We start from the raw sequence: 19356 nt of genomic DNA on the forward strand, positions 1-19356 counted from the left end.
GCCCTTCGCCCCTCCGCGGATGAAGGGCCGCGTGCTAATCCAGCGCGGTCATGACCGACCGCGTGCGTGAGTTCTTCGAAATGGGCGGCTACGCCCTCTATGTCTGGCCCGCCTGGGGCCTGGCGCTGGTGATTTTGGGCGGGCTGGCGCTGGCCGCGCAGCGCGCCCGTCGCGCCGCGCGCAGCGCGCTCGCCGACGTCGAGCGCACATGACCCGCAAGCGTCGCCGTCTCTACACGCTGCTCCTGGCGCTGACCGGTCTCGGCGTTGCGACTGCGCTGGTGCTGACCGCATTCCAGGACGAGCTGGTGTTTTTCTACAGCCCGACCGACATCGCCGCGAACAAGCCCGCACCCGGCCGCGCCATTCGCCTCGGCGGCATGGTCGAACAAGGTTCGGTGCAGAAGCTGCCCGACGGTGTCACCAAATTTCGCGTCACCGACACGGCACGCACGATCGACGTGACCTACAAAGGCGCGTTGCCGGATCTGTTTCGCGAAGGCCAGGGCGTCGTCGCCGAAGGCATGTTGGCGGGCGAAAGCCAGTTCAACGCGCGCACCATTCTCGCCAAGCATGACGAACGCTACATGCCGCCCGAAATCGCCAAGTCGATGAAGAAGGCAGATGGCGAACAACAACATTCGACCGGAACCTTGCTGAAGTGATCGCCGAGCTGGGTCAGTTCGCGCTGTCCCTGGCGCTGATCGCCGCCATCGCGCAGGCGATCCTGTCGCTGGTCGGCGCGCATCGCATCGATGCACGTTTTATGGCGGCCGGCGCGCGTGCCGCATCGTTGCAAGCGGGATCGCTCGCTTTCGCGTTCGGCGTTCTGCTGTGGTCGCATGCGCAGGACGATTTCAGCGTGCGCAACGTTTCCGAGAACGGGCATCGCTTGAAACCGATGCTCTACAAGCTGGCCGGCGCGTGGGGAAACCACGAAGGCTCGATGCTGTTGTGGATCCTGGTGTTGGCTGCGTTCGGTGCTGCGGTCGCACTCCGCGGCCGCCAATTGCCTGCAACGTTGCGCGCGCGCGTCGTCGGCGTGCAGGGACTGATCGGCATCGGCTTCGTCTTGTTCGTCGTGCTGGCGTCGAACCCGCTGGCGCGGATGTTTCCGGTGCCGTTCGAAGGCAACGACCTCAATCCGATTTTGCAGGACCCCGCGCTCGCCGCGCATCCGCCGTTTCTTTATCTCGGCTATGTCGGTTTCTCGGTCGCGTTTTCGTTCGCAATTGCCGCGCTGCTCGAAGGCCGCGTCGATCCCGCGTGGGCACGTTGGGTGCGGCCGTGGACGCTGGCGGCCTGGTGCTGTCTGACCTTGGGCATCGCGCTTGGTTCGTGGTGGGCCTATTACGAACTTGGCTGGGGCGGCTGGTGGTTCTGGGATCCAGTTGAAAACGCCAGCCTGATGCCGTGGTTGTCGGGCACGGCGCTGCTGCATTCCGCCGTCGTGGTCGAAAAGCGCGACGCGTTGAAAAGCTGGACCGTGCTGCTGGCCATTCTGACGTTCGCGCTGTCGCTGGTCGGCACCTTCCTGGTGCGATCGGGCGTGTTGTCGAGCGTGCATGCCTTCGCGGTCGATCCCGCGCGCGGCGTGTTCGTGCTGGTGCTATTGGCGCTGACGGTCGGCGGCGCGCTGACGTTGTACGCCTGGCGCGCACCGCAGTTGAAACTGGGCGGGTTGTTTCGTCCGATCAGCCGCGAAGGCGCGTTGGTGCTGAACAACCTGCTGCTGACCACGGCGTGCGCCACGGTGTTTGTCGGCACGCTCTACCCGCTGTTTCTCGACGCGACGCAGGGCCGTTCGGTCTCGGTCGGCCCGCCCTACTATCTGCGTAGCTTCACGCCGCTGATGGTCGGGTTGTTGGTTGCGATGGCCGCAGGGCCGTTGCTGGCCTGGAAGCGCGGCGATCTTGCAGCCGCGCTGCAACGTTTGTGGGTGGCGCTGCTGGCGCTGCTCATCGTCGCTTCGCTGACTTGGTACGTGCAGGGCGGCGGGCCGTGGTTGGCGCTGGTCGGGTTCGGGCTTGGCGCCTGGACGATCGTCGGCGCCGCCACCGATCTTGCCGAGCGCGTCCGTCTGTTCCGCGTTCCGCTGTCGTCGAGCAGCGCACGCTTCGCCAATCTGCCGCGCAGCGCCATCGGCGCCGCCATCGCGCACGCCGGGCTTGGCATTGCCGTCGTCGGCATGACGGGATCGGCGCTGTGGCAGAGCGAACGCGTGCTGACGATGCAGGTCGGCGAGAAAGTCGAGATTGCGGGCTACACGCTGACCTTCGACGGCGTGCACAAAGAACCGGGCGCGAATTACGTCGCCGAGCGCGGTGCGTTTCGTCTACAGCGCGGCAACGGCGACGGTCTCGGCACGATGACGCCGGAGCGCCGCTTCTACCCGTCGCAACGCACGACCACGACCGAAGCCGCGATCCGCACCACCGGCCTGGCTGATCTCTACGTCGTGATCGGCGAGCCTGACGGCAACGGCACCGTCGTGCGCGTCTGGCACCATCCGTTCGTGCCGTGGATCTGGGGCGGCGCCATCGTGATGGTTGCGGGTGGATTGCTGTCGCTGGCCGATCGCCGGCTGCGCGTCGGTGCGCCGCGCGCCAGTACGCCCGGCAAGGTGGCCGCCAACGTGGTCGCTGCCGATGCGTAGACTTCTCTATCTGCTGCCGGCGCTGCTGCTGGCGGTGCTGTTGTTCCGCTTCGTGACGCCGCTGCTGCGCGGCGACGATCCCAGCCGCATCGCGTCGGTGCTGATCGGCAAGCCGGTGCCGAATTTTGCGCTGGCGAGTCTCGACGGCACGCCGGGGCCGAGCAGCGACAAGCATATCTTAAGCAGCGCTTCGCTTAGGGGCCAGATCACGCTGGTCAATTTCTTCGCCTCCTGGTGCACACCGTGCCGTGCCGAGCACCCGACTTTGATGCGCGTCGCTGCGTCGAAGAAAGCGGTCGTGATCGGCATCGCCTACAAAGACGATCCGATGGCGTCGGCAAAATTCCTGGCCGAGCTGGGCAATCCGTTCGCGCAAGTCGGTGTCGACCGCGCCGGCGCCACCGGCATCGAATTCGGCCTGACCGGCGTGCCCGAAACCTTCGTGATCGACGCCAAAGGCATCGTGCGTTTCCGCCATGTCGGGCCGCTGCTGGAACGCGACGTCGCCGACAAGATCCTGCCCTTGCTGGCCAAGCTGAAGAACGAGCAGTGAAGCGACTTTTGTTGCTCCTGTTGCTGCTGCTTGCCCTGCCCGCCTTCGCGGTCGAGCCAAGCGAGCAGTTGAAAGATCCGCAGCAGGAAAAACGCGCCCGCGAAATCTCGCGCCAGCTGCGCTGCGTCGTCTGTCAGAACGAGTCGATCGACAGTTCCAACGCCGACATCGCGCGCGATCTGCGCCTGGCGGTGCGCGAACGGATCCGCGCCGGCGACGATGACGAAGCCGTCATCGCCTGGGTGCGGCAACGCTACGGCGACTTCGTGCTGCTGCAGCCGCCGCTGAATGCGTCGACCGCGCCGCTGTGGTTCGGCCCGCCCGGCTTGCTGCTGATCGCGATCATCGCGCTTGCGCTGCGCGCGCGTCGCGTGCGGCCGGCCGAACCGGCGCCGCTGACGCCGGAGGAAGCGCGCCGGCTTGCCGCCCTGGAGCGCGATCTATGATCGTCTTCTGGTTGGTGGCAGCGGTTGCGACCGCGCTGTCCGTCGCGCTGCTGACGGCACCGCTGGCGTCGCGCGCGATGGTGCGCGTCGAACCAGCGGCACGACACGCGCAACGCGTCCATCGCGCCCAGCTCGACGAAGTTGCGCACGATCTCGCAAGCGGCGCGATCGGTGCGGACGAAGCCGAAGCGGCGCGCGCCGAAATCGGACGGCGCCTGCTGGCCAGCGCCGCCGCCGACGACACCGCACCCGACGCAACCCCGCCGCGCCGGGTTGCCGCGATGGTACTGACTGCCTTGGTGCCGATTGCGGCGCTGGGTCTGTATCTATTCGTCGGCGTGCCCGATCTGCCCCAAGACGATATGCCGCCCGAAGCAGCGCGCGCCATTGCAGCGGCTGAACGGTTGGAAACGCGGCTGATGATCGAGCCCGACGCGCAAGGCTGGTTGCTGGTCGGCGAAACGATGAAGCGATTGGGCCGCTACGACCGGTCGGAAAACGCCTTTGCCGAAGCGGCGAAGCTTCTGCCCGACGATCCGTCGGTTGCGCTGGCGCAGGCCGAGGCGCGTGTGCTGGCTGCCGATGGGCGCGTCGACGAGGTCAGCGCCAATCTTCTGCTGCGCGCACCAGCCCATCCGACATCGCGCTTTTGGCTGGCCGAACGGAAATTGCAGCAAGGCGATCGTGACGGCGCGCTGGCTGCGCTCGACGCGTTGTTGGCAAGTGAGCCGAACGCCGCCTGGGCACCGATGGTGCAGTCACGCCTTGCAACGTTGCGCGGCCCCACCGACGCTGACGTCGCCGCAGTTGCGGGCATGAGCGGCGAGCAGCAACAGGCGTTCATTGAATCGATGGTGGCGCGCCTGGCGGCGCGGCTGGAAACGACGCCCGACGATGTCGAAGGCTGGCGCAAACTGGCGCGCGCCTATCGCACGATGGGGCGCACCGATGCGGCGCGCGCTGCCTTTGCGAAACTGGCTGCATTGCGCCCGGACGACGAAGAAGCGCGCGCGGCGCTGCGCTAAAGCTTGCGTCCGCACGCGGCTGCGACCCGTGCATATTCTTCCGGCGTGTCGAACGCATTCTGTGCTGCTTCGCGCCGTTCGAACAAACGTTTGGTCACGACCTGCAAGGCGAAGTTGATCGTGCTGCGCATGCGCTCGACCGACGCCGCCAGATTGCGCGACGGAACCGGGCCGACGACACCAATCTGCGCCAACGCCGCTTCGGCGGCGACGCGATATTCATCGACGCTTGCTTCAGCGAGCCGCCGGTCGATCGCAACATGCTCGCGCTCGTGGCGCAGGATTTGCTCGGTGTGGCACGGACGGTCGGTGAATTCGCGCGCGACATAGATCGTGTTTTCGACGCGCATCTCGATGTGCACCGAGGTCGGACGCAAACAGGCGTCGCCCGCGCTGGTCAGCGTTTCGGTGAAGATACGCGGCTCGACGCGGATCCTTCCTTCGGTCAGGCCGACCGTCCTGCGCGGCACCAAGGTGGGCGCGCCGACCCCGGCCTTCTTGCGCGACAGTTGCAGCACGTTGAGATCGCGGCGGATCGCGGGCTCGTTGCGGATCAGCTCGATTTCGATTTTCGGCGGTTCGGTCGCGGCCGGACAGGCCAGTGCAGCGACGAGCAACAACGAAGCAGACATGGGTACGACATAGGCCGTACGCCCCGCCGCGGCCAGACGTCAGTCGCTACGCACGAAGGTCGCGCTGGGCAGCGAGTTCTTGAGCAGCGCGCCGCGCGCGGTGGCGCCATTCACCACGAAGACGTCGGGGAAGGTGCAGCGCGATGCGACGCGCGCATATTCCTCTTCGCTATCGACCGCGTCCTGCGCTTTGTCGCGCGCCGCGTACATCTGGTCGCTCGCGACTTTCAGCGACGCTTCCAACGTTGCGATCAGCTTGAGCTTGGCGTCGGCCATGTCGGCGCGGTTGAACGGGCCATAGCCGATCGCCGCTTCGCGCATCTTGTCGCGGATCTGGAAGGTCGCACGCCATGCCGTCATGCGATCGGCTTCGACATGCCGCATTTCGTGTTCGAGCACCGCATGCCATTCGCAGGTATTGCGACCGACATCTTTCGACACCGACACGATCGACGCGGTTTCGACCCGGACCTGAATCCGCTTGGGCCACAAACAGACTTGGCCGTTCTTGGTCGGCACGGCGAGGAACGTGTAGGTGCTGTCGAGATGCGTATCGCCGTGGGTCAGGCCGACCGGGTGGACCCGGCGCGCCATGGTCGCGGCAACGTCGTACAGCCCCTCCATTTCGCGGGGGGTGCGACGCACGATTTCGACGCCCGATACTTCGCTTGTCACGTCGACAATCGGCGCTTCGGGGGCGGGGCAGCCGGCCAGTGCGGCGGCGGTGGCAGTAGCTAAGAAGATGGACGCGGGCATATCAGACCTCGGTCTGATAGATTCCGCGCTCCGCGATGCAAACCGTCAAGCGTCAGTTTCACCAGTCATGACAAAAACAATCCGTTCCATCGCCGGCCTTGCGCAGGCAGGCCTAATCCGGCCGTCAGATCGTAGCAAACTGGACACAGTCGCTTCGCGTTATGCAGTTGCGATTACACCGGTGGTTGTTGCGGCGATCGAACACGACGCCGATCCGGCAAGAGATCCGATTGCGCTGCAATTCGTCCCTTCGTCGGATGAGCTGATCACGACGCCGGACGAGCTCGCCGATCCGATCGGCGATTCGGTGCACGAAAAAGTACCGGGCGTGATCCACCGCTACCCTGACCGCGTGTTGCTCAAGCCGATCCATGCTTGCGCGGTCTATTGCCGGTTCTGCTTTCGCCGCGAGACGGTCGGTCCTGGCGCGCGTGCGCTGACCGACGAGGAAATCGTTGCGGCGCTTGCATATATCGCGTCGCACAAATCGATCTGGGAAGTGATCCTGACAGGCGGCGATCCGTTGCTGCTGTCGCCGCGGCGCATGCGCGATCTGATCACGCGGCTCGATGCGATCGAGCATGTAAAGACGATCCGCATTCATACGCGCGTACCGATTGTTGATCCCGCGCGCGTCGATGCCGACATGGTTGCAGCGTTGCGCGCGCCAACGCCGGTCTGGGTCGGCGTTCACACCAATCACGCACGCGAACTGACGATTGAAGCGCGCGCTGCGCTTGCGCGTCTTGCCGACGCGGGGCTGCCGCTGATCGCGCAGACCGTTCTGCTGCGCGGCGTGAATGACGACGCCGACACGTTGGAAGAACTGTTCCGCAGCTTGGTCGAATGCAGGGTCAAACCCTACTACCTGCACCATCCCGACCTGGCCCCGGGCACGTCCCGCTTTCGCCTGCCGCTCGACCGCGGCCGGGCTTTGCTCCGCACGTTGCGCGGCCGGCTATCGGGGCTAGCGCAGCCGACCTACGTGCTGGACCTGCCAGGCGGGCACGGAAAGGTCCCGGTCGGACCCGACTATCAGGGGCCGAATGGCACAATCGAGGATCCTTGGGGCCAATCTCACCCTTACCCGCCGAACCCTGATCGTGATTGACTGTTCGCAGGACACAGGCACGACGGAGGGACCGGCATGACGGTACGGGCGATGCTCAAGGGCAAGTCGGGCGGCGTGATTACGATCCGGCCGGAATCCTCGCTGCGCGACGCGATCGCTCTACTCAGCCAGCGGCGCATCGGCGCCGTGGTCGTGTCCGGCGACGGCGAGAAGGTCGACGGGATCCTGTCCGAACGCGACTTGGTCCATGCGATGCACAGCCACGGCACGTCGCTGCTCGATCGTCAGGTCAAAGAGATCATGACCAAGGACGTCATCACCTGCGCGCCCGAGATGGCGCTGACCCAGGTGATGGAGACCATGACCCGCGGCCGCTTCCGCCATTTGCCGGTGCTGGAAAACGGCAAGCTGATCGGCATCGTGTCGATCGGCGACGCCGTCAAATCGCGCCTCAGCGAACTCGAAAGCGAAACCACCCAGCTCCGCGCGTATATCGCTGGTGGTTGAGTCCCCTGCGAAAGCAGGGGCCCAGTCAGACGCCGCTTCGATCGCCGACATCGACGCGCGAACATCGCAGCATCGTCCCGATGGATCCCTGCTTTCGCAGGGAATTACATACAGGGCAGCTCGTCGGTCTGGTTTTCGAGCGCCTCGTACATCGTGATTTTGCGATCCATCAGCTCGATGCACGCGTCGAGTTCGGCGCGGCGCGCCAACAGCGCCTCACGATGCCGTTCCAGGATCTCGCGCCGGGCCGATGCGGTATGCGCACCTTCGGCGCGCAGCCGCGCATATTCGATGCGATCGCGCATCGGCATGCTGGTGGCTTTGAGCTTGAGTAGGAATTCGATCCAAGAAAGATCGGTTTCGCCATAGGCACGTCGTCCGCCGGAGTCGCGGTCGACCTTGGGCAACAGACCGATTTTCTCGTAGTAGCGCAGCGTATCGACAGAGATTCCGCTGCGCGCCGCCAACGTTCCGATTTTCATGAACGCAGGTGTAGCGGCTGGAGCGCGCTCCAGGTCAAGTCCCCATGCGCAACGCGCGATCTGGTCAGGCGACCAGCTGGGTCGAGGCGTCGAGTAGGCGCGAGGCGGGGAAGCGGACCGTGACCGTGGTGCCGACGCCGGGCTGGCTGGTCAGGTCCAACGTACCGCCGTGCATTTCGACCAGACGCTTGGTCAGCGGCAGCCCGATGCCGGTGCCCGAACGCGTGCGGTTCAACTGCGTCTGTACTTGGCCGAACACTTCCATCACGCGCGGCAGATCGTCGGCGGCGATGCCGATGCCGGTGTCTTCGATCGTCAAGGTCGGACGGCTTTCGGCATCGATTGCGATCTCGGCCGTCACACGTCCGCCCGCGTCGGTGAATTTGATCGCGTTCGAAATCAGGTTCAGCACGACTTGCCGCAAGCGTTGCGAGTCAGCGCGCACCGCAATCGGCCGTTTCGGCACGGTGCAATGCAACTGCACGCCGGCTTTCTCGGCCTGGTCCTGCATCATGCCGACGGCGCTGCGGATGGTGGCGCCGAAATCGACCGTGTCTTCGATCAACTCCATGCGGCCGGCTTCGACCTTCGACAGGTCGAGAATGTCGTTGATGAGTCCCAACAGATGCCGGCCGCTCTCGCGGATATGTTCGGCATATTCGACGTAAGACGCGTCGCCGACCGGGCCCATCGCCTGGCTGCCGATGATTTCGGCAAAGCCGATCACCGAATTCAGCGGCGTGCGCAGCTCGTGACTCATATTGGCGAGAAATTCGCTCTTCGCTCGGTCGGCTTTGATCAGCTTGGCTTGCCGTTCGCCCAGATCTGCCGCCATGCGATTGAAGGCGTGGCCGAGCTGGATCATCTCGCCGACCGCAATCGGCAACCGCACGCGTGACGAGGAATCGCCGGCACCGAGGCGCTTGGCGGTGCGCGTCAGCTCGCGCAGCGGTCCAAACACAAGCAGCTCACCGCCGAGCAGACCAATCGCGCTGACGATCAACACCGCAACGCCGATCTCGACCATGCGCCGATACAGAAGCTGATTGACGCGCGCGACAATGTCGGACTTCAAAATGCCGACCGCGAGAATGGCGCTGGAATCGCCGACACGGCGCCAGCCGAACAAACGCTCGCTGCCATCCAGCGCCGGCAATTCAGCGGTGCCGCTGCGGCGTTCTTTGACGGCCTGGTAGAGCGGCCGGTCGCTGTAATCGTCGCCGACCATCGCGCCGCCCGCCGGCGCACGCGCCAACAGACGTCCCTGCCCGTCCAGCAACACCGCCATCGTGTCGTCGTCGTTGGTAATGTCGATCGACAGGACTTGCGTCATCGCGGTGACGTCGATTCCGATGCCAATCACGCCCGACACTTCGACCTTGTCGTTCAGCATCGGCATCGCGGCGAAGATCCGCGGCGCGCGCGACGCACGGCCTGTCAGCAAATCCGACACGACCAGCTGCTTGTCTTCCAGCGCGCGTTTGAAATAGGCGCGATCGCCAATATTGCCGATCTTGATCGTCGGGTCGTTGACGCAGACCTGCTCGCCGTTCGGATCGTTGATGAAGATCGAGCTGATCCACGGATAGAGCGATGACGTGGCCGACAGCATCGCACTGCAGGCCGCGACATCGCTGGCTGCTTCACGCACTTGCGGCAGGCGCGACAGCACGGTCAGCAGGTTCGATGCAGCATCGATAATGTCGCGCTGCCGTTCGGCACCGCGCTCGGCCATCAGCGCTGCATCGTCGAACGCGCCTTTGATGGCGGCGTCCTTTTCGAATTCGGCGAAGTGCAGCATCACGCCGACCAAGGGCAGCAACATGGTCGCGCCCAAGGCCGCGATCAGCCACGGCAGTCGGCTCGCGGCCAAAAGGCCGCGCAATGCACGACTAAACTTGGAACGACCGAAGCGGGTCGGCATGTCTTGGGCGAGCGCTCGCGGCCGAAATGGAATCAATTGTCAGCCATGCCGACATGGCTCGCGGGTAAAGGCAACTCCCGCGGTGCAAAAATCCTCGTCGGCGCCAACGCTCGCCACCCACGCCGGATGCTGCGACGCATCTGGTGCGTTGTGCCGGTTTTGCGCGACGGCGTCGCGCGCGTGGAGGCGGCGCACATGGCCGCATCCTTCAAGCAACCCCTTGCAGAAGCGTGAATTTCTCAAATTCCGGCGGTGAAAAGCCGCGCTTACAGGGCGGCGTAAATTTTCCCGACGTGTGCGGAACAACAGTTTGAGTCGTGGGTTCGGATTGGCAGCGCACCAATAATCGAAATGGGGATCCAGGATGGAAACGGTACAAGCGACTACCGGCGGTGGGACCCTCGACAAAGAGACGACGGCGCTGATTCTGACGGAAATCCCGTCTTTGCGTCGCTTTGCCCGCTACCTCGCCCGCGACAACGAGCTTGCCGAAGACCTGGTCCAGGACACGCTGGCCCGCGCCGTCGCCAAGATCGCGCAGTGGCAGCCCGGTACCAATATGCGCGCCTGGCTGATGGCGATCCTGCGGTCGAATTTCATTTCGCATCACCGCTACACGCGCCGCCGGCCGCAGTGCGAAAGCCTCGACGACCGGATGTACGAGCTGGGCGACCAGCCGCGGCAGGCGATCCGCCTGGATCTGATGAGCGTCTCGAAAGCTTGCCGCGGCCTGCCGGCCGAGCAGCAGGAAGTGCTGCGCCTGATCGCCGTCGACGGCATGAAGTACGAAGAGGCCGCCGAACGTCTGGGCGTGCCGATCGGCACGGTGCGTTCGCGCCTGTTCCGGGCCCGCACCGCCATCACGACCTACATGCAGCCCGCTGCCTAATCCGGCTGCCTAATTTCGACGCGGAACGACCTTTGCCCGGGCGCCGTTTCGGTAGGACCTCCTACCGCGGCGCCCGAAGCATGTCTGGCGTCATCCACCTGCCCGGAGAGATCCATGGCCAAAACGGTGGCAAAACCCGATCGCAAATCCCGCCTGAAAAAACCGGCGCGCACTCCCATGCTCGGCGGCCCGACCCGCGCGGAGCTGTATGAGCGGGCGCGGATGCGCGACATCATCGGCGCGTCGCGCATGACCAAAGACGAGCTGCTGCTCGCGTTACGTACCCATTAGCTATTCCGCGGTGGCCATCAGGCTGGCATTGCCGCCCGCCGCCGTCGTGTTGATCGTCACCGTCCGCTCGGTCGCGAAGCGCGCGAGATAATTCGGCCCACCCGCTTTCGGACCGGTGCCCGACAGACCTTCGCCGCCAAATGGCTGGGTTCCGACAACCGCACCAATGACGGTGCGATTGACGTAGAAATTTCCGACCTTGGCGTGACCGCGCACGCGATCGACGGTTTCGTCGATGCGCGTCTGCAATCCCAACGTCAGCCCGTAGCCGGTCGCGGTGATCGCATCGAGCACGCCTTCCAACCGGTCGGCCTTGTAGGGCGCGACATGCAGGAACGGGCCGAACACTTCGCCCGGCAAATCCGACACGCCAGTGACCGCAACTGCGCGCGGCGCGAAGAAGCTGCCATGGGCGGTCGCGTCGCAATTGATCGGTGCCGATGCAAAGGCCGTCGGCATGCGCGTCGCATGGAGTTCCAACAGCTTCAACGCGTCGTCATCGATCACCGGCCCGCAATCGGTCGCGAGGTCGGCGGGATCGCCCACCGTCAACTCGGCCATCGCGCCGGTCAGCATGTCCTTGCACGACTCGTAGACGTCTTCCTGCACGTACAGCATGCGCAGTGCCGAACAACGTTGGCCGGCACTGTCGAACGCCGACACAAGCACGTCGCCAACCACCTGTTCGAGCAAGGCTGAACTGTCGACGATCATCGCGTTGAGACCGCCCGTCTCTGCGATCAAAGTCGCGATCGCACCGTCGCGTCCCGCAAGCTGCCGGTTGATCGCGCGCGCCACCTGGGTCGAGCCGGTGAAGCACACGCCGGCGATGCGCGGATCGGCAACCAGCGGCGCACCGACTTGCTCGCCGTCGCCGGGCAACAAGGACAGCGCACCAACCGGCACGCCCGCCTGATGCAACAGCGCAACTGCGCGGGCTGCAATCAGCGGCGTTTGTTCGGCCGGTTTCGCGACCACCGCATTGCCCGCGATCAACGCAGCCGCAACCTGGCCGGTGAAAATCGCCAGCGGAAAATTCCACGGCGAGATGCAAGCGAAGACGCCGCGGCCGTGATGCGACAACTCGTTGGTTTCGCCGGTCGGCCCCGGCAGCGCATGCCGCCCCAAGGCCGACGGCGCGATCGCTGCGTAATAGCGCAGAAAGTCGACCGCTTCGCGCAGCTCGGCGATGGCGGCGGGAATCGTCTTGCCCGCTTCGCGCACGCACAGCGCCAACATCGCGGCGCGATCTTCTTCGAACAGATCGGCAGCGCGCTGCAGAATGCGCGCACGCGCTTCGACGCCGATCGCATCCCAATCCGGTTGCGCCTTGACGGCCGCGTCGACTGCGTGCGTCACGTCGGCCTTGGTCGCTTCGTAGGCCAGGCCGACTTTGTCGCGGCGATCTTGTGGCGTCGCAAGTTCGCGCACCGTGCCGCCGTTCAACGCACGTCCGTCGATCAACGGACGAGCAACATGGCCGTCGCGCGGCACGCTGCGTAGCGAAGCCTGCAAGGCTTCGACCGACAATGGATCTCCCAAATCAATGCCTTTCGAATTGACGCGTTCGGGCGCGTAGAGCTGGGCTGGAAGCGGAATACGCGACGGTGCTGCGGCTGCAATCGCTTCGGCGGGATCGCGCGTCAGCGTGTCGACCGGCACGGCCGGGTCGGCGATCTGATTGACGAACGAGCTGTTGGCGCCGTTTTCCAGCAGACGCCGCACGAGATAGGCGAGCAGATCGCGGTGCGTGCCGACCGGGGCATAGACGCGACAGGCGATGCCCCAAGAGTCAGGTCCGACAATGCGCGCATACAGACCTTCGCCCATGCCGTGCAGGCGCTGGAATTCATAGTCGCTGCGATTGCCCGCCAATTCGCGGATCGCTGCAACCGTATAGGCATTGTGCGTGGCGAACTGGCCGTACAGATGTTCGCCCGCTTTCAGAATCTTTTCGGCCGCCGCGATGTAGGACAGGTCGGTTGCGACTTTGCGCGTGAAGACCGGATAATTGTCGAGCCCTTGTTCTTGGGCCCGTTTGATCTCGGTGTCCCAGTACGCACCTTTGACCAGCCGCACCATCAACCGACGATTGGCGCGCGCCGTGCGCTCGATCAGCCAGTCAAGCACGGGCAGCGCGCGCTTCGAATAGGCCTGTACCGCCAAGCCCAACCCGTCCCAGCCTTTCAAGCTGGGCGCGTCGATCAAACGGCCGATCAAATCCAGCGACAGGTCAAGACGATCGGCTTCTTCGGCGTCGATCGTGCACCCAATATTGACGCGCTTGGCCGCCTCGGCGAGTTCGAGCACGCGTGGAAACAATTCATCCAACGTACGTGCGCGCTGGCGCAGCTCGTAGCGCGGATGCAGCGCCGACAGTTTGATCGAGATGCCCGGGCTGATGATCGGCCCGCGGCCCGCTGCTTCCTTGCCGATCGCCGCAATCGCTGCGTGATACGACAGAAGATAGCGCTTGGCGTCTTCGTCGGTGCGTGCTGCTTCGCCCAGCATGTCGTAGCTGTGGCGGTAATTCTTTTTCTCGTTGTCGCGCGCACGCACCAACGCTTCGTCGATGGTTTCGCCCAATACGAAATGCGAGCCCAACACGCGCATCGCCTGCAGCATCGCCTGGCGCACCACCGGTTCGCCGACGCGGCTGATCATGCGCTTCCACGCGCCGGCCCCATCGGTCGCGCGCATCGCGCGTCCAGTCAGCGCCAACGCCCAGCTCGACAGATTGACGAAGGTCGAATCCGACTGGCCGACATGCTTGTCGAAATCGGCGTCGCTCAACTTGTCGCGGATCAGCAGGTCGCGCGTCGCTGCGTCGGGAATGCGCAGCAACGCCTCGGCCAAGGTCATCAACACGACGCCCTCTTCGCTCGACAGGTCGTATTCGCGCATCAGCGCGTCGACCTGGCCGACATGGGAATCGTCGGTGCGCAGCGCCTGGATCAGCTCGGCGGCGGTGCGGCGGATGCGCGACCGGGCGGTGTCGTCGGCCGAGACCGCCTGGAGCAGCCGGGCGATGGCGGCCCCCTCATCCTGGCGATGGGTCCGGCGGATCTCGTCGCGAAGCGGGTCGTGGTCGAAGCTGAGGGTCATCGCAGCCATCTTGGTGGATTCATCTGGACAGCTACCAAGAAGCCAGCAGGATATCCCACTGAACTGGCCCTGATCCGGGCCATCTGACGGGATAATCTGCTGGGACCCTTCGCATGCGCACCAAACGGACCCTGAAAGACCTGGATGCGATCGACCGGCGGATCCTGCAGGTGCTGCAGAAGGACGGCCGGATCTCGAATGTCGACCTAGCCGAGAAGATCCACCTGTCCCCGACGCCCTGCCTGGAACGGGTCCGGCGGCTGGAACGCGATGGGTTCATCGACGGCTATGTTGCGGTGCTGAATCCCGACCGGTTGGAAGCGGGCCTGTTGGCCTTCGTGCAGATCTCGCTCGATCGCACCACGCCCGACGTGTTCGAACGCTTTGCCAAAGCGGCCAATGGCGAACCTGCCATTGTCGAATGCCACATGGTGGCGGGTGGATTCGACTATCTGCTCAAGGTGCGTGTCGCGGACATGGACGCGTATCGGCGGTTTTTGGGCGCCGGCCTGTCGACGCTGCCGGGCGTGCGCGAAACCCATACCTACATGGTGATGGAGCAGGTCAAACGCAGCACCGAGGTTGCCCTAACACTCTGAACAACAGACGCGTGATCGGCGCGCCAATTTCGTGTAAGGTCGCTGCAGATCCAAGAAACGGATCGATGAACGCGAGAAGCGGAGTAGTTCGATGGTGAGCGCAATCACCCAGGCGCTGCTGCAGCGTACCGCAACGGTGCGCAAGATCATTCAGCAGACCCAAGGCGACGATCCCAATTCAGCCCAGACGATTGCCCTGTTCGACGAACGTTCGAAACAGTCGATCGATGCGATCAACAAGCTGGAATTGGCGAAGGTCGACGTCAAAAAACAGACCAAGGAAATCGCAGCCCAGAAGCTGGCGCGGCTGAAAGAACAGCTGCGCATGTTGCGGATGTTCGGCGGCAGTTCGAAAGCGATGGCGCGACAGGCCGCGGCCTTGGCGCGCGAGATCGCATCGGCGGTGAGTTCCTACGCCAGCGCCGCAACCGACGGCGCGTCGCCGATCGACGACAGCAAACTTGCGTATAGCGGTGGCGACGCATCGACCAGCGGTGGCGACGATCGCAGCGCGACCAACACGGCGAATGCCGGCGGCGAAGCGGCGGTTGCAACCGCAGAAGCAGCAGCGCCCGGCAGCACCGACGCTGCCGCCGCGACGACAGGCGGCGCGACACAAAGCGACGCGCAAGCAACCGCGACGACGCCAAGCACCCCGACCGCCACAACCGATCGTGCCGGCGTCTTGGCGCAACGCGCCGCGGACCGCGAACAGGATCGCGCTTTCTTTCAGGAAGCGAAGAACATGCTGGCACAGCTGCGCGGCATCATCGAAGACGCGAAGCACAAAGACCACGCGAAGCACGCAAAGGGCTCGCCTGCTGTATTTGTAGCTGCACTGAACACAGTCAGCAGCGTCGATCGCAGCGTCGCTTCTGCCGAACGCTCGGTCTTGGCGGTACCGGTGGTTCCGGTCGCAATTCCGGCGGTGCGGATCTCGGTCTAGCTGGTCAGCGGTGACCCGGCAGGATCTGCGTCGGGTAACCCGCTTCTTCCACGACCGCTTTGATCGCTTGGGTGTGTGCCCAGTCGCGTGACTCGATCATCACGTCGAGGCCGGTCGTCTTGGCCGACATTTGCGATGTCAGGCGATCGTGGCGCACTTCGACGATGTTGGCGCCGGCGTCACCGAGCAACGTCGCGATTTTTGCCAGCAGGCCCGGACGATCGGGAATTTCGATGCGCAAGGTCGCAACCCGGCCTTCGCGCACCAACTCGCGCAGAATGATCGACGCCAGCAGGCGCGGGTCGATATTGCCGCCGCACAACAACGTGCCGACGCGCTTGCCCTTGAACCGCTCGGGCTGCGTCAGAATCGCAGCCAGCCCGGCCGCGCCAGCGCCTTCGACGACCGTCTTTTCGATATCGAGCAACATGCAGATCGCGCGTTCGAGCCGAATTTCATCGACCAGCACAATGTCAGAAACCAATTCGCGCGCGATCGCGGTTGTGCGTACACCGGCTTTGCCGACCGCGATGCCTTCCGCGATCGTCGTGCCGCCCGTGGGCAGGTCGAGATGGTCAAGTTCGTTTTTCATCGACGGAAAGTGATCGCTTTCCACGCCGATGATTTCGATCTCGGGCTTGATCGCCTTGGCCGCGACCGCAATGCCCGCAATCAGGCCACCGCCGCCGATCGGCACCACCAGCGTGTCGAGCGTCGGCACCTGTTCGAGCATTTCGAGGCCGATCGTGCCCTGGCCGGCAATGATCGCATCGTCGTCGAACGGATGCACGAACACGAGGTTGCGTTCTTGCTGTAGCCGTTCGGCAATTGCCCGCGCTTCTTCGATCGTCTCGCCGTCGAGCACGACCTTGGCACCAAGTGCCTCGGTGTTGCGCACTTTGCCGTAGGGCGTGCCCTTGGGCATGACGATGGTGCAATCGATGCCCAGGCGTGACGCGTTATAGGCGACGCCTTGCGCGTGATTGCCCGCCGACATGGCGATCACGCCGCGTTTGCGTTCATCGTCGCTCAGGCTCAGCAATTTGTTCAGCGCGCCGCGTTCCTTGAACGAGGCGGTGAATTGCTGCGTCTCGTATTTGAGCCACAGCTCGCAACCCAGCAGGGTCGAAAGCGTCTGGGCCTTGTCCAAGGGCGTGCGAAGCACTTGCCCCTGGATACGCTGAGCGGCGGCGCGGATATCGTCGATGGTGACCGGCATGGCGCGCGACCCTAGCTGGACCCTACCGGACAGGAAAGCGTCCGCGCCGCATGGCTCTTGTTCAGTTGCCGCAATTTTTGGGCCAGGGATCGATCAAGGTGACGCTGTTCATCTTGACCGGCTGGACGATCGCCTCGCCCTGGTCGGGCGACGCATGGATCGCACGCACCACGTCCATGCCGTCGATGACCGAGCCGAAGGCGGCAAATCCCTGCCCGTCGGTATTGCGCATCCCGCCGAAATCCAGCGCGACGGAATCTTCGACCACAATGAAGAAGCTCGACGTCGCGCTGTTGGGATCGCTGCGTGCCATCGAAATGGCACCGGCGTGATGGTGCAATCCGGTCTTCTGCGTGGTCTCAAGCGCGATCGGCCCGAACCAGTTCTCGGCTTCCTTGCGCGCGCCGGCCTGAATGACTTCGATCGGAACCGGGCTGATCTTGGTGCTGGTTTTGTGCACCGTGCGATAGAACAGCCCGCCATTATAGGCGCCCGCTCGCACATAGCGCAGGAAGTTGCAACTGGTGATCGGTGCGTGCAGCGCGTCGAGAACAATGCGGATCTTGCCGGCGTCGGTGTGAATCTCGACGCGCGCGTTGGGTTGCTGGTTCTGCGCCGACGCGGTGGTGGCGGCGAACAACAATGCGGCAACAAGAGCTTTCATCCCGTCCTCTTCTTCACCTTGGCCTGCACGGCCCAGATTGCCGGCGCGAAATCCAACTTCACTTGCGCGTAGTCGTCCAGCGTTCCGTCGAACCAACGCGCCGAACCGCGCGCAACGACATGGTCGAGAAAGGCGCCATATTTTCCGGGATTGCCCGGCAGGCGTGCGAGATAGACCGGACGACCCAGCGACGCCGCTTCCGACACCATCGAAATCGAGTCCGACGTCACCAGCAACGCGTCGGCCGCAGCCAGCAGATCGAAATAGGGATTCTCGCCCGTCCCGTCCCACAACCAGACGTCGGGTCCGGCTGCGTCCTGCAGCGCGCGCAAGGTAGCGATGGGCGTTCGGCGCGACGCGGTCGCGCGCACATTCCATCCCGCCTCTGCCAGCCCGCGCAGCTGCGCGCCCAGATCGCGCGCGACGCTCTCGTCGAAGCGAAACCGCTTGTTGGGACCGCCGATCAACACGGAGGCAATCTTGCCGCCGCCGAACCGCGCACGCGCCGCATCGCGCAGCAGCGCAATCTTGTCCGGCACGACGCGATGGCAGGCGCCGTCAATGACCACGACGTTCGAACGCGGCGCGACACCGTCATGCACGCCGACCACGACAAGATCGAACCGGTCATAGCCGAAGCCGGGATTCTGCACCGCCACGACCGTGCTGACGCGCTGCAGCCGGGCTGCGACCGGAAACGCCGCATGACCGGCTGCGATGATCAGCTCGGGCCACGGCAAGGTGAGCTTCAGCTCTTCGAACAGCTTCTTGTCGGGCCGCACCAGCGAAACGAGCGCACGCAGCCAGCCGCTGCGCTCGACAACGCGCTCGTCGATCGTATCGGCGGTGAATCCGACAGCTTCGGCAAGACCCAGCGCCTGGTTGCGCAGGCCCTGCTTGCCGTCGGTGAGAATGAGGACGCGCTTCAAGTGGTGCGCGGGAACAGGCGCGACTTCAGCCGCTTCAACCAAGCCGAGCGGCGATGGCGCTTCATCTCGTGATCGCGCGCCGCGACGTCGGTGATCCAATTGAGCTGAAAGGCAAAGCGCGGCGCGTCGGCAGGATAGTGGCCGTGCCAGGAATTGTCGCTGCGGCGGAACGCAATCATGTTGCCGCCGACCGGTTCGATTTCCAGCAACGTCGAATCCAGATCGTTCTTGTCGCGCAACATCCGCAGACGCCCGCCCGTGTGCGGCCAAGCTTCGTTCAGATAGACGAGCACGGTCACGATCTTGTCGAGCGAGTCGGTATGGATCGACCCGTCCTTGGCTTCGACGCGACCGCGGATCGTCACCATGGTCGGCTTGCCGACAATGTCGGCATTGAGCTTGGTGCCGAGACGCCGCGCGAAATCATCTGAGGTCAGCTCGTCGAGCAGCTCTTTCAACGCGCCTTCGCGATCGTTCAACTGTTCGAGCGGCCAGCTGCCGCGTTCGGGCGGCACTTCCGCCGTCGCGCGGATGCGCGCCAGCGCATCCGGCTTCACCAGGTGCTGCACGTACAGAAAATCGAACGGATCATGCACCGGCTGCGCGCGGTCGAACGCGTCGAGATCGACCGCGCGGTAACTCGTCGTAGACATCAGATTCCT

At 64.4% G+C, this 19356-nt stretch carries 22 protein-coding genes; 13 read left to right on the plus strand and 9 right to left on the minus strand.

Features of this window, described 5'->3' with window-relative positions; all coding sequences use genetic code 11:
- Positions 1-50: 50 nt before the first annotated feature.
- The 6 genes from ccmD to ccmI are packed head-to-tail and all read left to right on the plus strand — an operon-like array spanning position 51 to position 4679.
- Positions 51-212 carry a heme exporter protein CcmD gene (gene ccmD, locus TMPK1_RS08405; RefSeq protein ID WP_420242530.1) on the plus strand — a complete coding sequence of 54 codons (162 nt, stop codon included), beginning with the start codon at positions 51-53 and terminating at the stop codon, positions 210-212.
- Positions 209-664, plus strand: coding sequence for a cytochrome c maturation protein CcmE (ccmE, locus tag TMPK1_RS08410; RefSeq protein ID WP_420242531.1), 456 nt, complete (start codon positions 209-211; stop codon positions 662-664). The genes ccmD and ccmE overlap by 4 nt, the downstream gene beginning before the upstream one ends.
- Positions 661-2655: a heme lyase CcmF/NrfE family subunit gene (locus TMPK1_RS08415; RefSeq protein WP_420242532.1), complete on the plus strand. Its 1995-nt coding sequence runs from the start codon at positions 661-663 to the stop codon at positions 2653-2655. Before ccmE ends, TMPK1_RS08415 begins: the two co-directional genes overlap by 4 nt.
- Positions 2648-3208 (plus strand): DsbE family thiol:disulfide interchange protein, encoded by a 561-nt coding sequence (locus TMPK1_RS08420; protein ID WP_420242533.1) that lies wholly within the window; start codon positions 2648-2650, stop codon positions 3206-3208. The genes TMPK1_RS08415 and TMPK1_RS08420 overlap by 8 nt, the downstream gene beginning before the upstream one ends.
- On the plus strand, positions 3205-3654 hold the full coding sequence (locus TMPK1_RS08425) for a cytochrome c-type biogenesis protein (RefSeq protein ID WP_420242534.1): 450 nt from the start codon (positions 3205-3207) through the stop codon (positions 3652-3654). Before TMPK1_RS08420 ends, TMPK1_RS08425 begins: the two co-directional genes overlap by 4 nt.
- On the plus strand, positions 3651-4679 hold the full coding sequence (gene ccmI / locus TMPK1_RS08430) for a c-type cytochrome biogenesis protein CcmI (RefSeq protein ID WP_420242535.1): 1029 nt from the start codon (positions 3651-3653) through the stop codon (positions 4677-4679). Before TMPK1_RS08425 ends, ccmI begins: the two co-directional genes overlap by 4 nt.
- On the opposite strand, the gene TMPK1_RS08435 is transcribed toward ccmI, so the two are convergent.
- On the minus strand, positions 4676-5311 hold the full coding sequence (locus TMPK1_RS08435; protein ID WP_420242536.1) for a hypothetical protein: 636 nt from the start codon (positions 5309-5311) through the stop codon (positions 4676-4678). The genes ccmI and TMPK1_RS08435 overlap by 4 nt on opposite strands.
- Before the next feature lie 39 nt (positions 5312-5350).
- On the minus strand, positions 5351-6067 hold the full coding sequence (locus TMPK1_RS08440; RefSeq protein ID WP_420242537.1) for a hypothetical protein: 717 nt from the start codon (positions 6065-6067) through the stop codon (positions 5351-5353).
- A 67-nt stretch (positions 6068-6134) separates the two neighbouring features.
- Between TMPK1_RS08440 and TMPK1_RS08445 the strand changes: the two genes are divergently transcribed.
- Entirely contained in the window at positions 6135-7178 is a 1044-nt protein-coding gene (locus TMPK1_RS08445) for a lysine-2,3-aminomutase-like protein (RefSeq protein WP_420242538.1), read from the plus strand.
- A gap of 36 nt (positions 7179-7214) precedes the next feature.
- The gene (locus TMPK1_RS08450) at positions 7215-7646 is read left to right on the plus strand and encodes a CBS domain-containing protein (RefSeq protein WP_420242539.1); all 432 of its coding nucleotides are present in this window, start codon (positions 7215-7217) and stop codon (positions 7644-7646) included.
- Between the two features lie 104 nt (positions 7647-7750).
- On the opposite strand, the gene TMPK1_RS08455 is transcribed toward TMPK1_RS08450, so the two are convergent.
- Together TMPK1_RS08455 and TMPK1_RS08460 are read right to left on the minus strand one after the other, a co-directional pair.
- Positions 7751-8128 (minus strand): MerR family transcriptional regulator, encoded by a 378-nt coding sequence (locus TMPK1_RS08455; RefSeq protein WP_420242540.1) that lies wholly within the window; start codon positions 8126-8128, stop codon positions 7751-7753.
- A 64-nt stretch (positions 8129-8192) separates the two neighbouring features.
- Positions 8193-10052, minus strand: a complete 1860-nt coding sequence (locus tag TMPK1_RS08460; protein ID WP_420242541.1) for a sensor histidine kinase — start codon at positions 10050-10052, stop codon at positions 8193-8195.
- A 45-nt stretch (positions 10053-10097) separates the two neighbouring features.
- Between TMPK1_RS08460 and TMPK1_RS08465 the strand changes: the two genes are divergently transcribed.
- The 3 genes from TMPK1_RS08465 (at position 10098) to TMPK1_RS08475 (ending at position 11232) form a co-directional block, all read left to right on the plus strand.
- A complete protein-coding gene (locus TMPK1_RS08465) occupies positions 10098-10286 on the plus strand; it encodes a hypothetical protein (protein WP_420242542.1) in 189 nt (62 codons plus the stop codon).
- Positions 10287-10416: 130 nt separating this feature from the next.
- Positions 10417-10941: a sigma-70 family RNA polymerase sigma factor gene (locus tag TMPK1_RS08470; RefSeq protein WP_420242543.1), complete on the plus strand. Its 525-nt coding sequence runs from the start codon at positions 10417-10419 to the stop codon at positions 10939-10941.
- A 114-nt stretch (positions 10942-11055) separates the two neighbouring features.
- Positions 11056-11232, plus strand: coding sequence for a hypothetical protein (locus TMPK1_RS08475; RefSeq protein ID WP_420242544.1), 177 nt, complete (start codon positions 11056-11058; stop codon positions 11230-11232).
- Here TMPK1_RS08475 and putA read toward each other — a convergent pair whose 3' ends face one another.
- A complete protein-coding gene (putA, locus tag TMPK1_RS08480; RefSeq protein WP_420242545.1) occupies positions 11233-14346 on the minus strand; it encodes a bifunctional proline dehydrogenase/L-glutamate gamma-semialdehyde dehydrogenase PutA in 3114 nt (1037 codons plus the stop codon). It abuts the gene before it with no gap.
- A 104-nt stretch (positions 14347-14450) separates the two neighbouring features.
- On the opposite strand from putA, the gene TMPK1_RS08485 reads away from it, so the two are divergent.
- Positions 14451-14936, plus strand: a complete 486-nt coding sequence (locus tag TMPK1_RS08485; protein ID WP_420242546.1) for an Lrp/AsnC ligand binding domain-containing protein — start codon at positions 14451-14453, stop codon at positions 14934-14936.
- Positions 14937-15027: 91 nt separating this feature from the next.
- Positions 15028-15882 carry a hypothetical protein gene (locus tag TMPK1_RS08490; RefSeq protein WP_420242547.1) on the plus strand — a complete coding sequence of 285 codons (855 nt, stop codon included), beginning with the start codon at positions 15028-15030 and terminating at the stop codon, positions 15880-15882.
- A gap of 4 nt (positions 15883-15886) precedes the next feature.
- Here TMPK1_RS08490 and TMPK1_RS08495 read toward each other — a convergent pair whose 3' ends face one another.
- From TMPK1_RS08495 to TMPK1_RS08510, 4 genes are all read right to left on the minus strand, one after another.
- The gene (locus TMPK1_RS08495; protein ID WP_420242548.1) at positions 15887-17101 is read right to left on the minus strand and encodes a threonine ammonia-lyase; all 1215 of its coding nucleotides are present in this window, start codon (positions 17099-17101) and stop codon (positions 15887-15889) included.
- Between the two features lie 61 nt (positions 17102-17162).
- Positions 17163-17765, minus strand: a complete 603-nt coding sequence (locus tag TMPK1_RS08500; protein ID WP_420242549.1) for a peptidylprolyl isomerase — start codon at positions 17763-17765, stop codon at positions 17163-17165.
- Positions 17762-18694, minus strand: coding sequence for a mitochondrial fission ELM1 family protein (locus tag TMPK1_RS08505; RefSeq protein ID WP_420242550.1), 933 nt, complete (start codon positions 18692-18694; stop codon positions 17762-17764). The genes TMPK1_RS08500 and TMPK1_RS08505 overlap by 4 nt, the downstream gene beginning before the upstream one ends.
- Positions 18691-19347, minus strand: coding sequence for a 2OG-Fe(II) oxygenase (locus TMPK1_RS08510; RefSeq protein ID WP_420242551.1), 657 nt, complete (start codon positions 19345-19347; stop codon positions 18691-18693). The genes TMPK1_RS08505 and TMPK1_RS08510 overlap by 4 nt, the downstream gene beginning before the upstream one ends.
- Between the last annotated feature and the right edge of the window lie 9 nt (positions 19348-19356).

Source organism: Roseiterribacter gracilis (genome assembly GCA_018332375.1).
Lineage (GTDB): Bacteria > Pseudomonadota > Alphaproteobacteria > BOG-932 > Roseiterribacteraceae > Roseiterribacter > Roseiterribacter gracilis.

Bases quoted from the DNA above. Each gene is read 5' to 3' on its own strand.
- putA (WP_420242545.1), bottom strand. From the start codon at position 14,346: ATGGCTGCGATGACCCTCAGCTTCGACCACGACCCGCTTCGCGACGAG.
- ccmD (WP_420242530.1), top strand. From the start codon at position 51: ATGACCGACCGCGTGCGTGAGTTCTTCGAAATGGGCGGCTACGCCCTC.
- TMPK1_RS08455 (WP_420242540.1), bottom strand. From the start codon at position 8,128: ATGAAAATCGGAACGTTGGCGGCGCGCAGCGGAATCTCTGTCGATACG.
- TMPK1_RS08475 (WP_420242544.1), top strand. From the start codon at position 11,056: ATGGCCAAAACGGTGGCAAAACCCGATCGCAAATCCCGCCTGAAAAAA.
- TMPK1_RS08470 (WP_420242543.1), top strand. From the start codon at position 10,417: ATGGAAACGGTACAAGCGACTACCGGCGGTGGGACCCTCGACAAAGAG.
- TMPK1_RS08450 (WP_420242539.1), top strand. From the start codon at position 7,215: ATGACGGTACGGGCGATGCTCAAGGGCAAGTCGGGCGGCGTGATTACG.
- TMPK1_RS08490 (WP_420242547.1), top strand. From the start codon at position 15,028: ATGGTGAGCGCAATCACCCAGGCGCTGCTGCAGCGTACCGCAACGGTG.
- TMPK1_RS08510 (WP_420242551.1), bottom strand. From the start codon at position 19,347: ATGTCTACGACGAGTTACCGCGCGGTCGATCTCGACGCGTTCGACCGC.
- TMPK1_RS08460 (WP_420242541.1), bottom strand. From the start codon at position 10,052: ATGCCGACCCGCTTCGGTCGTTCCAAGTTTAGTCGTGCATTGCGCGGC.
- TMPK1_RS08495 (WP_420242548.1), bottom strand. From the start codon at position 17,101: ATGCCGGTCACCATCGACGATATCCGCGCCGCCGCTCAGCGTATCCAG.
- ccmE (WP_420242531.1), top strand. From the start codon at position 209: ATGACCCGCAAGCGTCGCCGTCTCTACACGCTGCTCCTGGCGCTGACC.
- ccmI (WP_420242535.1), top strand. From the start codon at position 3,651: ATGATCGTCTTCTGGTTGGTGGCAGCGGTTGCGACCGCGCTGTCCGTC.
- TMPK1_RS08465 (WP_420242542.1), top strand. From the start codon at position 10,098: ATGCCGACATGGCTCGCGGGTAAAGGCAACTCCCGCGGTGCAAAAATC.
- TMPK1_RS08420 (WP_420242533.1), top strand. From the start codon at position 2,648: ATGCGTAGACTTCTCTATCTGCTGCCGGCGCTGCTGCTGGCGGTGCTG.
- TMPK1_RS08500 (WP_420242549.1), bottom strand. From the start codon at position 17,765: ATGAAAGCTCTTGTTGCCGCATTGTTGTTCGCCGCCACCACCGCGTCG.
- TMPK1_RS08485 (WP_420242546.1), top strand. From the start codon at position 14,451: ATGCGCACCAAACGGACCCTGAAAGACCTGGATGCGATCGACCGGCGG.
- TMPK1_RS08440 (WP_420242537.1), bottom strand. From the start codon at position 6,067: ATGCCCGCGTCCATCTTCTTAGCTACTGCCACCGCCGCCGCACTGGCC.
- TMPK1_RS08435 (WP_420242536.1), bottom strand. From the start codon at position 5,311: ATGTCTGCTTCGTTGTTGCTCGTCGCTGCACTGGCCTGTCCGGCCGCG.
- TMPK1_RS08445 (WP_420242538.1), top strand. From the start codon at position 6,135: ATGACAAAAACAATCCGTTCCATCGCCGGCCTTGCGCAGGCAGGCCTA.